The organism is Streptomyces sp. NTD91 (genome assembly GCF_059510455.1).
In genome coordinates this window covers 1-12,264 of the sequence record NZ_JCAJZW010000052.1, presented here as the reverse complement: position 1 = coordinate 12,264, position 12,264 = coordinate 1, and the positions used below count along the sequence as shown (strand labels likewise).

Genomic DNA, 12,264 nt, shown 5'->3' with positions numbered 1-12,264 from the left:
TCCCCCATTTCCCTAGGCCGTCCGCAGGAAGCGGTCGAGCACCCGCACGCCGAAGTGCAGCGCCTCGACGGGCACCCGTTCGTCCACGCCGTGGAACAGCGCCTGGTAGTCGAGGCCTTCGGGCAGCTTCAGCGGGGCAAAACCGTATCCGGTGACACCGAGCCGGGAGAACTGCTTGGCGTCCGTGCCGCCCGACATGCAGTACGGCACCACGTGCCCCTCGGGCGCGAACTCCTCGACGGCGGCCCGCATCTTCGCGTAGGTGGGCGAGTCCACCGGCGCCTGGAGAGCCACCTCCCGGTGCGCGAACTCCCAGCTCACCTCCGGGCCCGTCAGCTCGTCCAGGGTGGCGGTGAACTCCTCCTCGCCACCGGGCAGATAGCGGCCGTCGACGTGGGCGACGGCCTCGCCGGGGATGACGTTCAGCTTGTAACCCGCGTCCAGCATGGTGGGGTTGGCACTGTTGCGGACGGTCGCCTCGACCAGCTTCGCGGCCGGACCGAGCTTCTCCAGCAGCCGGTCCATGTCCCGGAAGTCGGGCTCGATGCCGTACAGGGCGGCGAGTTCGGCGAGCGCACAGCGGACGGTCGGGGTGAGCCTCAGCGGCCACTCGTGCTCGCCGATGCGGGTGACGGCGGCGGCGAGCCGGGTCACCGCGTTCTCCTTGTTCACCTTGGAGCCGTGTCCGGCCCGGCCGCGCGCGGTGAGCTTGAGCCAGCCGGTGCCGCGCTCCCCCGCCGCGATCGGGTACAGCTGCCGGCCGGCGCCGTCGTGGAAGGTGAAGGCGCCGGACTCGCTGATGCCCTCGGTGCAGCCCTCGAACAGCCCGGGATGCTCGTCGGCGAGGAAGCCGGAGCCGTCCTCGGCGCTGGCCTCCTCGTCGGCGGTGAAGGCGATGACGAGATCCCGGCGGGGCCGAACGCCCTGCCGGGCCCAGGACCGGACGACCGCGAGGATCATCGCGTCCATGTTCTTCATGTCGACGGCGCCGCGCCCCCACACCACCCCGTCGCGGATCTCCCCGGAGAAGGGGTGCACGCTCCAGTCGGCGGCCTCCGCGGGCACCACGTCGAGGTGACCGTGGACCAGCAGGGCGTCGGCGGACGGGTCGGTGCCCTCGATCCGGGCGACGACGTTGGTGCGGCCCGGGGTCCGTTCCAGCAGCAGCGGTTCCAGGCCGGCTGCGGCCAGCCGCTCGGCGGCGTACTCGGCGGCGGGCCGCTCCCGGCAGTCCCCGCCGCCCCGGTTCGTGGTGTCGATGCGGATCAGGCCCGAGGTGAACTCCACGACCTCGTCCAGGGCCTGCCGGTCGGTCTGCCCGTCAGCCATACTGCTCCTCCACGGCGGCGGAGACCACGGTGGTGACCGCCTTGAACGTCCGGATCCCCTCGTACATCGTGGCGCTCGTGTACGCCACCTTCCGCTCGCCGATCCGCGCGACGCCGGGCACCACGGTCGAGGCCGTCGCCAGGTGCTCGGCGTCGAACTCGACGGCGACGGTGAACGGCCCGGCGTCGACGGGTTCGTGGCGCACCGCCAGCCGAGCGGCCTCCTTGGCGGCGGCGCGGATGTCGGCTGCCGTACGCGCCGGCGTCCGGCACACCGCCGCGTACCGGGACACATGGTCCTTCACCGCGATCTTCAGCGCCTGAGGCGCGTACCCCAGCGCGTCCTCGCAGGCCACGTCGTCCCCGGTGACGAGCACGACGGGGACGCCATACTCGGCGACGACGCGCGCGTTGAGCAGGCCCTCGCTGGCGCGGACGTCGTTCAGCCACACGCCGGTGATCTGGTTGGCGAGGTAGGTGTGGGCGAGGACGCCCTCCATGCCGGCGCCCGCGTGGTAGCCGACGAACGCGATGCCGTCGACGTCGCCGTGCTGCACCCCCTCCACCATGGACAGCGCCTTGTGCCGCCCGGTGAGCATCTCCACCCTCTCGTCGAGCCGCTCCAGCAGCAGATTGCGCATGGTCCAGTGGGCCTCGTTGACGAGGACCTGCTCCGCCCCGCCGTCGAAGAAGCCCCGCACTGCGGCGTTCACGTCCGAGGTGAACATCGACCTGCACCGCTCCCACTGCGGCGTGCCCGGCAGCACGTCGGCCGGCCAGGTGACGCCCGTGGCCCCCTCCATGTCGGCACTGATGAGGATCTTCATGCCGCGCACGTTACGCGCCGAGCGGGAAGCGGGCTACCGTCCGCGCTGTCGCGTCGGATTCCGGCTCACTTGCCGCCCGCCTCGACCTGACCCGCAGCGAAGGTGACACAGCCGCCGGCACGGCTTCGGTCGATGGCCGTCATCGGAGAGTGGAATCCGCACCACGAGCCGTGGTCCACACTTCCTCGCCCCTGCGGGAGGCAGCCGGTGGTCGAAATCCGTGAGCACTCTGCCGTCCGCGTCGACGATGTCGACTCCCTGCCTCCGGACATGTCCGGACAGCGCGCGTTGCTGCCGTCGACCAGTTCGGGGCCGAGGGGATCCTCCCCGCCTTCCGGTCACATGCGTCGTACACCCGCACGCTGACGGGGACGGCGAGGAACCTGAGCCCCCGGCTCTCTCGGCGGCCGAGGCCGGCACCCTGCACCGACCCCGCGATCGCCTCGGGCCCCCGTCGCTGCTTGCGGGGACGGCAGGCCCGCCCGTGTCCACGCCATGGGGCCGTCCGGCGGGGCCTGTCATGCGCCGGCCAGGACGAACCAGTGGGCCGGCAGGTCTATGCGGGTGCCGTCGGTCAGATGCTCGGTCTGCGGCAGAACCGTCTCGCCCTCGGCGAGGATCTTCAGACCTGCCTCGCCGAGGAGCCGCGGGATCTCCGGGTCGTCGGCGTCGGCCGGCTTGAGCCCGTGCCGGAAGACACGCTGCAGCTTGGGTCCCGGGCCGCCCTCCTGGGACGCGGCGAGCCCGAGCACGCCCCGGGAGGCGGAGGTGAGTTCGACGACGAACGCGCGGCCCTCGGTGCCGATGAGTTCGGCGACGGCGGCGGCGACCGCCGGCCGCGCCTCGGGCTCACTCTGGTGGATGACGGCCCGCATGTAGACGTTGACGTCGCCGAGCCGCTCGTGCAGGGCGCGCACCGCCTCGGCGTCCGTGAGGTCGAGTTGCTGGAACTCCGCGGAGCCGTCCGGCGTGGCACGGCGGGCGTGCTCGACGGCGGCGTGCGAGAGGTCGACGCCGACGGCGCGGGCGAACCGGGTGGCGAGATAGCGGGTCTGGCTACCGTTGCCGCAGCCGAGGTCCACGATGGTGCGGGCCGGGTCCGCGTGGGGCAGCAGCAGGGCGCTGTGCGGTTCGGCGGCGAGGGACGCATCGCAGTCCCAGATCGCCTCCCCCGCGTCGTCGGAGGTCTCGCTCCAGTAACTCTCCCAGTTGCTGCGGTACTTGTCCGAGACGTTCATACGATCTCCCCACGGTTCGGTTCCGTGATCGGGATATCGCGGCGGACCGGAGCGGGGCAAGGGGCCGGAGGCCACCTTCACCTGATGTACGGACGACGGACGACCGAGGAGGGACGCGCCGTTTCCGGCCCGCACGCCCCCCGCCGGTCAGCCCCGTCCGGTGCTCTTGGCGAGGGCCTGCTCGAACCAGACGGTCTTGCGGTGCCCGGCGGCGCTGGCGCCCCACTCCTGGGCCAGCCGGCTGACCACCCGCAGGCCGCGGCCCGCCTCGTCGTACGGTCCGGCGGCGAGCATCTCGGGCAGGGCCGGTTCGTCGTCGGTGACCTCGAACAGCAGCGCCTCGGCGCGGACCACGCGCAGTCCGACGGGCTCGCGCACGGCGTGCCGTACGGCATTGGTGACGACCTCGCTGACCAGCAGCTCGGCGGTCTCCACGGCCCGCGGCAGCCCCCATTCCAGCAGCCGTTCGCGGACCAGGCGGCGGGCCCGGGCGACCTCGCCCGGATGCGCGTCCAGCCGCCATTCGGCGACATGGTCGCCCGGGATGCCGTTGAGGCGGGCCATGAGCAGGGCGACGTCGTCCTTGCGGCCGCCGCGCGTGTTCAGGGCCCGGATGATGGTGTCGCAGGCGTCGTCCATCGAGGCGGCGGGATGGGCGGCGGACTCGCAGAGGGCGGCGAGGCCCTCGCCTATGTCGGAGCCGCGCACCTCGACCAGGCCGTCGGTGCACAGCACCAGCCGGTCGCCGGGCGAGACCCCGACCCGGGTGGCCTCGAAGGGGACGCCGCCGACGCCGATGGGCGCGCCGGTGGGCAGGTCGAGCAGTTCGCTGCTGCCGTCCTCGGCGCGCACCAGCACGGGCGGGATGTGGCCGGCGTTGGCGAGGTGCAGTTCGCCGCGGATCGGGTCGTAGACGGCGTACACACAGGTGGCGAGGTAGTTGTCGCCGAGCCGGCGGGCCAGGTCGTCGAGGTTGCGCAGCAGCTGGGCGGGCGGGGTCTCCATGGTGGCCATGGTCTGCACGGCGGTGCGCAACTGGCCCATCATCGCGGCCGAGTTGAGGCCGTGGCCCATCACGTCGCCGACCACGAGCGCGGTGCGCGAGCCGGGCAGTTTGATGGTGTCGAACCAGTCGCCGCCGATCCGGCCGAGCCGGGTGCCCGGCAGATAGCGGGTGGCGATGTCGCAGCCGGCCATCCGCGAGGTGACCTGCGGGAGCATGCTGTCCTGCAGGGTGTCGGCGACGTTCTCCTGGTAGGTGTACATACGGGCGTTGTCGAGCACGAGTCCCGCCCGGGCGGCGAGTTCGGCACCCGTGGTGCGGTCCATGTCGTCGAAGGCCGGACGGTCCGGTCTGCGCATCAGCACCATGAAGCCGAGGACGACGTTGCGGGCCTTGAGCGGCACGATCAGCAGGGACCGCCCGCCGATGAGCGGCCTGAGGTCGCGCTTCTCGAACTCGCCGGCGATGCGCTCGGACAACTCCTCGGTGACCCTCGGGATCAGCACCGGCTCGCCGGTGCTCATGCACTGGTAGAACGGTGTGTGCTCGGGGAAGGCGAAGGCCTCGCCGACGGGCACGGTGTCGTCCCAGCGGCCCGGTTCGTCGTTGTGCTCGACCCACACCCGGAACATCACGGTGCTGGAGTCCGGCGGTCCGTCCGGGAAGCCCTCGCCGGCGAGGACGGCGGCGCGCAGATGGGTGCCGGCGAAGTCCGCGAAGCGGGGCACGGCGGCGCTGGTGACCTCGCGGATGGTCTCGCCGAGGTCGAGGGAGGAGCCGATGCCGGAGCTGACCTCGTTGAGGAACTCCAGCCGCTCGCGCGCGGCGGCGTACTCCAGGTCCTGCTCGGCGCCCTCGGGGACGACGACGGCCGGCGCCGTCCGCTGCTGGGGTACGACCGCCTCGGTGCGCTTGCGCCCGGGCCGGCGGGGCACACCCCAGTACGGAGTGACGGGCACCCGGTCGAACTGGCTGAACTCCAGTACCGGATAACCCAGTTCGAGCACCTGGGAGACGATGCGGCCACTCAGTCCGGGGCCCATGTTCGGCAGGATCTCGGGCAGCCGGCGTGCGAGCTCGCCGGAGGCGGGCAGTTCGGTGTGGCGGGCGAAGCCGGGCGAGATGCGTTCGGCGGTCTCGTCGTCGTAGCCGCGCTCGTCGCGCAACCGGGCGGCGTCGGCGGCGAGCACGAGCATCCGGGACGGGCCGGGGCCGACCAGCGGATAGGCCCACCACAGCACGTCGAGCCGCCCGCCGTCGGGCCGTTCGCCGTGCGGGACGACGCGGGCGCGGCCCGCGGTGGGGTAGGCGGTGCGGCCGCCGAGCGAGGCCTCCAGGTCGGGGCCGAGCCCGTCGTACTCCTCGTAGGCGTCCGGCATCGCGCCGTGCAGTTCCTCGGGGAGGGCGCCGGAGACCGGCAGCAGGTCGGCCGCCGGGCATCCGACAGCCTCCTCCCTGGCGGCGCCGAACAGACGCCGCGCGCCGCTGCTCCAGTGGGACACCAGACCGTCGCGGTCGACGACGACCACGGCCAGCGGAATCCGGCCCGCCGCCGCGTCGCCGGCGCCGCTCCCGGGAGGTGTGTCCCGCTCGCTGCCACGGTCCATGGCCCAGGCCCTCTCTCCCCACGGCTGTACGCAAAACGATCTGTGCCGCCCGCCACTACGGTACGGCGGCGGTCGGTCGCGATGTGTGGCAATCCTGGAATTCGTTTCACCGGATCGCACCGACGCGCAGCTCGGAGCCCTGGCGGCCGCCGCCGCCCGGTTCCGCTCAGTCCTCGTGCCCCAGTTGCAGGTCCCGTTCGGTACGGCCGCCGCCCGCGACCTGCAGCACGGTGGCGACCGGCGGGTATCCGGCGGCGATGACGGTGTACTCGCCGGAGGACAGGTCGACGAACCGGAACGTTCCGTCCGCTTTGGTGGTGAGGGTGTCCACGACGTTCCCCGCGGCGTCGAGGAGCGTCACGCGCGCGTCCTCCACGGGCCGTCCGCCGCTCGCCCGGACGGTGCCGCGCAGCACGGCGCCGCCCGCGAGCTCGACGTCCTGCCGGGTCTCGCGGGAGGCCTGCACGGTGACCGGGAGGGCGGCCGGGCGGAAGGCGGGGGCGCTGGCGGCGAGGGTGTACTCGCCGGCGACCAGTTCGGTGATGACGTAGCCGCCCTCCCGCCCGCTGCGGGTGGCGGCGACGACCTCGCCGTGCACATTGGTGAGGGTGACGGTGGCGTCACGTACGGGGCTGCCGTCGGCGGTGACGACACTGCCGGCGAGTCGTCCGGCGCCGCCGAGCACCACGTCCAGCTCGACGGGCCGCTCGCCGACGGTGACCGAGACGGCCTGCGGCTGATGGCCGCCCGCGGCGGCGATCAGCACGTACGACCCGGAGCCGGGCGTGCTCAGCGCGTACCGTCCGTCGTCGCCGCTCGCCCCGCGGCCGATCTGCTGCCCGGCGACGTCGATGAGGGTGAGCGCGGCACGGGGCACCACGGTGCCGTCGGGGTGCTGGACGGTGCCGCAGACGGGGATTCCGGCGGTGTGGGACGAACGCGCGTGCGGGATCGCGGCGTTGAGGGTCTCGGACTCGGTTTCTGCGGTGTGGTGGGACACCAGGGGTTTCTCCTTGAGGAAGAAGGCGATGAGCAGGCCGAGGACGAGCACCGGGACGAGGTAGAGGAAGATCCGGGGCATCGCGTCGGCGTAGGCGCGCACGTAGGCGTCGCGCAGGGCCGGGGGCAGCGCGTGGACGAGCTGCGGGGTGATGGACTCGGGGTCGGGCAGCGCCGCCCCTGCGCGCGGTGGCAGCTCCTTGCGCAGCGAGGAGGCGAGCCGGTCGGCGAAGAGGGTGCCGAAGACGGCGGCGCCGACGCTGCCGCCGATCTGCCGGAAGTAGTTGTTGGCGCTGGTGGCGGCGCCGAGGTCGGCAGGCCGTACGGAGTTCTGCACGGCGAGGACGAGGACCGGCATCACCATGCCGATGCCGGCGCCGAGGACGGCCATCCAGATGCTGTAGTGCAGCCGGGGCGTGTCCACTGCCAGCCGGGACAGCAGCCACATGCCGACGGCGGAGACGGCGCCGCCGAGCACGGGATAGATCCTGTAGCGGCCGGTGTGGCTGATGAGCTGTCCGCCGACGACGGAGGCGCCGACGATCCCGGCCATCATGGGCAGCATCAGCAGCCCGGACTCCGTGGCGCTGGCCCCGTCGACCATCTGCAGGAAGGTCGGCAGGTAACTGGCGGCGCCGAACAGGGCGACGCCGATCACGAGGCCCACCAGACCGGAGACGTTGAAGACGGAGTCGCGGAACAGCCGCAGCGGGATGAGGGGTTCGGCGGCGAAGCGTTCGGCGACGAGGAAGAGGACGACCGCGGCGAGCGCGCCGGCGCCCAGGCCGATGATCTGCCGGGAGCCCCAGGTGTACTCGGTGCCGCCCCAACTGGTCAGCAGGACGAGGCAAGTGGAGGCGGCGGCGAGCAGCAGCGCGCCGAGGACGTCGAGCCGACCGCGGCTCGCGGGCTTCGGGAGTTTCAGGACGAGGGTGACGACGGCGAGGGTGACGAGTCCGAACGGGACGTTGACGTAGAAGCACCAGCGCCAGGAGAGGTGGTCGGTGAAGTAGCCGCCGAGCAGCGGACCGGCGACCGAGGCGAGGCCGAAGGCGGCCCCGATCAGGCCCATGTAGCGGCCGCGCCGCCGGGGCGGCACGATGTCGGCGATGATCGCCTGCACCCCGATCATGAGCCCGCCCGCGCCGACGCCCTGGACCGCGCGGAAGGCGATCAGCTGGTCCATGGACTGCGCCCGGCCGGCCAGCGCGGAGCCGAGGACGAAGACGGCGATGGCGAACTGGAAGACGCCCTTGCGGCCGAAGAGGTCGCCGAGCTTGCCGTAGAGCGGCAGGCCGATGGTGGAGGTGAGCAGATAGGCGGTGATCGCCCACGACATCCGGTCCAGGCCGTGCAGTTCCCCGACGACCTTCGGCAGCGCGGTCGCGACGATCATCTGGTCGAGCGCGGCCAGCAGCAGGGCGAGCATCAGCCCGAAGAACACCAGCCGGACCCGGCGCGGGCCGGGCCGGCCGGAGGACGCGGGGGCTTCGGGCGCGGCGGCGGTCCGCTCCGCGGCCGGTGCGACCACCGGCTCCTGCTCCACGAGTGTCGTGCCGCCCACGTACCGCTCCCCTCGTCACACCTGTCACAATTCCCGCATTGAGCGTCAACTGTGAACAACTGCGGCGAGTCACGGCATCGTGCCGGCCCAGGGGGAGATCCACTCGAACCAGTGAAGGGGCGCAACACCCCTTCACCGATGGAGTCTTGGGGTTACTTCTCGACCTCGGCGGCGAGCTTGGCGAGCACGGCGTCGTAGATCCGGCCGAGACCCTTGGGGGCGAAGGTCTTCTCGAAGAAGCCGCCGATGCCGCCCGCACCCTTCCAGGTGGTGGTGACGACGACCCGGGAGCCGTCCTCGCCGGCCGGGGTGACGCGCCAGGTGGTGACCATGGAGGAGTTGCGGTCCTTCTCGACCAGCTCGCCCTCGGTGGGCTCGCTGACCTCCATCAGGCAGTCACGCACCCGCTTGCTGGTGGCCTGGAGCTTCCAGTGCACGAGGGTGCCCTCGCCGTCGCCGCCCTCGCGGACCTCGTACTCGCTGAAGTGTTCGGGCAGCAGCTTCTGCCGTGTGCCGCGGTAGTCGGCGAGGGCATCGAACACCTTCTCCGCGTCCGCCGCGACGACCCGCTCCGTAGTGGCCTCGACCTGCGCCATTGCGTTCCTCCAGGACCTGGTTTCTCGGGGTTGGGGCAAGCCAACCACCCCGGCGCCCGGCCGCCCAAATCGGGGGGTGCCGTCCGGCGCTCCCACCAGGGGCCGCACGATCATGGGAACAGATGTTCTATTCTGGGGGCGCAGTGCTACCGAGGAGGCGTCATGCGCTGGGAGAACCTCACAGGGGACGGCGAACACGGGCGGGCCGAGACCGCGCTGTTCGGCGCGGACGCCGTCACCACCCGCACCTTCGACACGCCCGAGTTCCGCGGGATCACCTTCCACGAGGTCCGGGCGCGCTCGGTGCTGAACCGGGTGCCGGGCGTCTCGCGCATGCCGTTCGAGTGGACCGTGAACCCCTACCGGGGCTGCACCCACGCGTGCGTGTACTGCTTCGCCCGCAGGACACACGGTTACCTGGACCTCGACACCGGTATCGGCTTCGACACCCAGATCGTGGTCAAGGTGAACGCGCCCGAGGTGCTGCGCCGCCAGCTCGCCTCCCGACGCTGGCAGGGCGACCACGTGGCGATGGGCACGAACGTCGACTGCTACCAGCGCGCGGAGGGCCGCTACCGGCTGATGCCGGGCATCATCTCCGCCCTCACCGAGCACGCCAACCCGTTCTCGATCCTCACCAAGGGCACCCTCGTCCTGCGCGACCTGGACCTGCTGGTCCGGGCCGCCGAGGTGACCGACATCGGCATCTCGGTCTCCGTCGGCTTCCTCGACACCGAACTGTGGCGCACGGTGGAGCCGGGCACGCCCGCGCCCGAACGCCGCCTGGACGTCGTACGCGCCCTCGGCGAGCGCGGCATCGGCTGTGGGGTGCTGATGGCGCCGGTGATCCCGTTCCTGAGCGACCACCCGGCCCACCTGCGCGCCACCGTACGCGCGATCGCGGCGGCCGGGGCCACCTCCGTCACACCCCTGGTGCTGCATCTGCGGCCCGGCGCGCGGGAGTGGTTCATGGCCTGGCTCGCGCAGCACCATCCGCACCTGGTGCGCCGCTACGAGCGCCTGTACGCGGAGGGCGCCTACGCGCCCAGGTGGTACCAGCGCCGGATCACTCGTCAGGTGCACGAGCTGGCCGAGGAGTACGGCATCGGGCCCACGCGTCCGGGCCCGGCCCGCCGGCTCCGCCCGGCGGAGCCGGCCGAGGTCCCGGCGGTGATCGAACCGACCCAGCTCACGCTCATGTGACGGTGCCTCAGGTGCTCTCCGGCGAGGGCGTTCGAGCGCTTCGGGCACCCCGAACGGGTCAACTCCGCCCGGCGCGCGTGGCCCAGAACCCCGATTCCGGGACGATGCGGCGAGACATGTGACCTTCACGGTCCGCCGACACCTCTGTCCCGGGAGGACGCATGAGAACACGCGCAGCCGTGCTGTGCGCAGCCGCCGCCGTACTGGCGGGCTCGGTCACCGCCCTGCCCGCGCGGGCCGCCCCGGCGGCGCACCTCAGCTGGAGGAAGTGCGGCACCACCGCCTACCCGAAGCTCCAGTGCGCGTTCCTGAAGGTGCCGCTGGACCACGCGCACCCGTCGGGCCGGCAGATCACGCTCGCCCTCTCCCGCGTCCCGCACACCGCGCGGACCTCGCAGGGACCGCTGCTGGTCAATCCCGGCGGCCCCGGCGGCAGCGGGCTGACCCTGGCCGCGTTCGTCGCCTCCGCGCTGCCCAGGAGCGTGGCGGCACAGTACGACGTCATCGGCTTCGACCCGCGGGGGGTCGGCCGCAGCCGCCCGGCCCTGGACTGCGCGCCGGGCCACTTCCGGACGGTACGCCCGGACACCGTGCCCGCCACGGCCGCGCTGGAGCGGACCAACCTCGCGCGCGCCCGGTCCTTCGCCGCCGACTGCGGACGCCGTTACGCCGACGTGCTGCCCTACATGGGGACGGTCAGCGCGGCGCGCGACATGGACTCCGTCCGCGCGGCCCTCGGCGCGCCGCGGATCAGCTACTTCGGCTACTCCTACGGGACCTACCTCGGCGCGGTCTACGCCAAGCTGTACCCGCGGCGGGTCCGCCGTCTGGTGCTGGACTCGGTCGTCGACCCTACCGGCGTCTGGTACCGGGACAACCTCGGGCAGGACTACGCCTTCAACGACCGGCACCGCGCGCTGATGGCCTGGATCGCCCGGTACGACTCCGCGTACCACCTCGGCAAGGACCCCGAGCGGGTCGAGGCGAGGTGGTACGCGATGCGGGCGGCCCTGGCGAAGAAGCCGGCCGGCGGCAAGGTGGGCGCCGCCGAACTGGAGGACACCTTCATCCCGGGCGGCTACTACGACGGCTACTGGCCCTATCTCGCCCAGGCGTTCGCGGCGTACGCGCGCGAGAAGAACGCCGCGCCGCTGGTGGAGGCGTACAGGAACTTCGGCGCCGTGGACGGCTCGGGGGACAACGGCTACAGCGTCTACACGGCGGTGCAGTGCCACGACACCTCCTGGCCCGGCAACTGGAACCGGTGGCGGGCCGACACCTGGGCGGTGTACGGCAGGGCACCCTTCATGGCCTGGAACAACGCCTGGTACAACGCACCGTGCGCGTTCTGGCCGACGGCGCCGCGCGCACCGCTGAACATCGCCAACGCGAAGCTGCCGCCGGTGCTGCTGTTCCAGGCGACCGAGGACGCGGCCACGCCGTACCCCGGCGGGGTCAGGGTGCACCGGCTGCTCGCCCGCTCCAGCCTGGTGGTCGAGGACGGCGGCGGCAACCACGGCATCACGCTGAGCGGCAACGCCTGCCTGGACAAGTACCTCGCCGGGTATCTGGCGGACGGCCGGGTCCCGCGCGGCTCGGGCGCGGCCGTCGCCGACGCGGTCTGCCCGAAGTCGCCGGATCCGAAGCCACTGGTGGCGAAGGTGGTGTCGATGTCGTCACGCGGCTCGGCCCTGCACGGGCTGCTGGGCTTCCGCCGCTAGGGCGTGTTTCGAAAGTGGCGTCGTCCGCCCGGAGGGCGGGGTCCGCGGCGTCTGGTGCGGTGCATCGCAAGGCGGAGGATCGTCCTCGTACCGGGCGTACGTGGACGATCCCGACAACGCGGCGAGGTGCCGTGCCAGACGCCGCGGACCAGACGGGACTTTCGAAACACGCCCTAGG

Annotated in this window: 8 protein-coding genes; 2 read left to right on the top strand and 6 right to left on the bottom strand. The window is 72.4% G+C overall.

Annotated features, from left to right (window positions below; all coding sequences use genetic code 11):
• Window positions 1-12 precede the first annotated feature (12 nt).
• The 6 genes from AC5WRT_RS33960 to AC5WRT_RS33935 form a co-directional block, all read right to left on the bottom strand.
• Window positions 13-1,329 (bottom strand): M20/M25/M40 family metallo-hydrolase, encoded by a 1,317-nt coding sequence (locus tag AC5WRT_RS33960; protein ID WP_496098032.1) that lies wholly within the window; start codon window positions 1,327-1,329, stop codon window positions 13-15.
• Window positions 1,322-2,155 (bottom strand): M55 family metallopeptidase, encoded by an 834-nt coding sequence (locus AC5WRT_RS33955; protein WP_496098033.1) that lies wholly within the window; start codon window positions 2,153-2,155, stop codon window positions 1,322-1,324. The genes AC5WRT_RS33960 and AC5WRT_RS33955 overlap by 8 nt, the downstream gene beginning before the upstream one ends.
• A 518-nt stretch (window positions 2,156-2,673) precedes the next feature.
• Window positions 2,674-3,393 carry a class I SAM-dependent methyltransferase gene (locus AC5WRT_RS33950; protein ID WP_496098034.1) on the bottom strand — a complete coding sequence of 240 codons (720 nt, stop codon included), beginning with the start codon at window positions 3,391-3,393 and terminating at the stop codon, window positions 2,674-2,676.
• 147 nt (window positions 3,394-3,540) lie between these two features.
• Window positions 3,541-6,003, bottom strand: coding sequence for an ATP-binding SpoIIE family protein phosphatase (locus tag AC5WRT_RS33945; RefSeq protein WP_496098035.1), 2,463 nt, complete (start codon window positions 6,001-6,003; stop codon window positions 3,541-3,543).
• Between the two features lie 166 nt (window positions 6,004-6,169).
• Complete coding sequence (locus tag AC5WRT_RS33940) at window positions 6,170-8,566, bottom strand: MFS transporter (protein WP_496100892.1); 2,397 nt, start codon at window positions 8,564-8,566, stop codon at window positions 6,170-6,172.
• A gap of 152 nt (window positions 8,567-8,718) precedes the next feature.
• Complete coding sequence (locus AC5WRT_RS33935; RefSeq protein WP_496098037.1) at window positions 8,719-9,162, bottom strand: SRPBCC family protein; 444 nt, start codon at window positions 9,160-9,162, stop codon at window positions 8,719-8,721.
• Between the two features lie 162 nt (window positions 9,163-9,324).
• Between AC5WRT_RS33935 and AC5WRT_RS33930 the strand changes: the two genes are divergently transcribed.
• Window positions 9,325-10,365: an Rv2578c family radical SAM protein gene (locus AC5WRT_RS33930; protein WP_496098038.1), complete on the top strand. Its 1,041-nt coding sequence runs from the start codon at window positions 9,325-9,327 to the stop codon at window positions 10,363-10,365.
• Between the two features lie 161 nt (window positions 10,366-10,526).
• Complete coding sequence (locus AC5WRT_RS33925; RefSeq protein WP_496100891.1) at window positions 10,527-12,086, top strand: alpha/beta hydrolase; 1,560 nt, start codon at window positions 10,527-10,529, stop codon at window positions 12,084-12,086.
• The last annotated feature ends 178 nt before the right edge of the window (window positions 12,087-12,264 follow it).

Excerpts from the sequence above, each read along its gene's own strand:
- AC5WRT_RS33960 (WP_496098032.1), bottom strand. The coding sequence starts at position 1,329 with ATGGCTGACGGGCAGACCGACCGGCAGGCCCTGGACGAGGTCGTGGAG.
- AC5WRT_RS33955 (WP_496098033.1), bottom strand. The coding sequence starts at position 2,155 with ATGAAGATCCTCATCAGTGCCGACATGGAGGGGGCCACGGGCGTCACC.
- AC5WRT_RS33950 (WP_496098034.1), bottom strand. The coding sequence starts at position 3,393 with ATGAACGTCTCGGACAAGTACCGCAGCAACTGGGAGAGTTACTGGAGC.
- AC5WRT_RS33945 (WP_496098035.1), bottom strand. The coding sequence starts at position 6,003 with ATGGACCGTGGCAGCGAGCGGGACACACCTCCCGGGAGCGGCGCCGGC.
- AC5WRT_RS33935 (WP_496098037.1), bottom strand. The coding sequence starts at position 9,162 with ATGGCGCAGGTCGAGGCCACTACGGAGCGGGTCGTCGCGGCGGACGCG.
- AC5WRT_RS33930 (WP_496098038.1), top strand. The coding sequence starts at position 9,325 with ATGCGCTGGGAGAACCTCACAGGGGACGGCGAACACGGGCGGGCCGAG.
- AC5WRT_RS33925 (WP_496100891.1), top strand. The coding sequence starts at position 10,527 with ATGAGAACACGCGCAGCCGTGCTGTGCGCAGCCGCCGCCGTACTGGCG.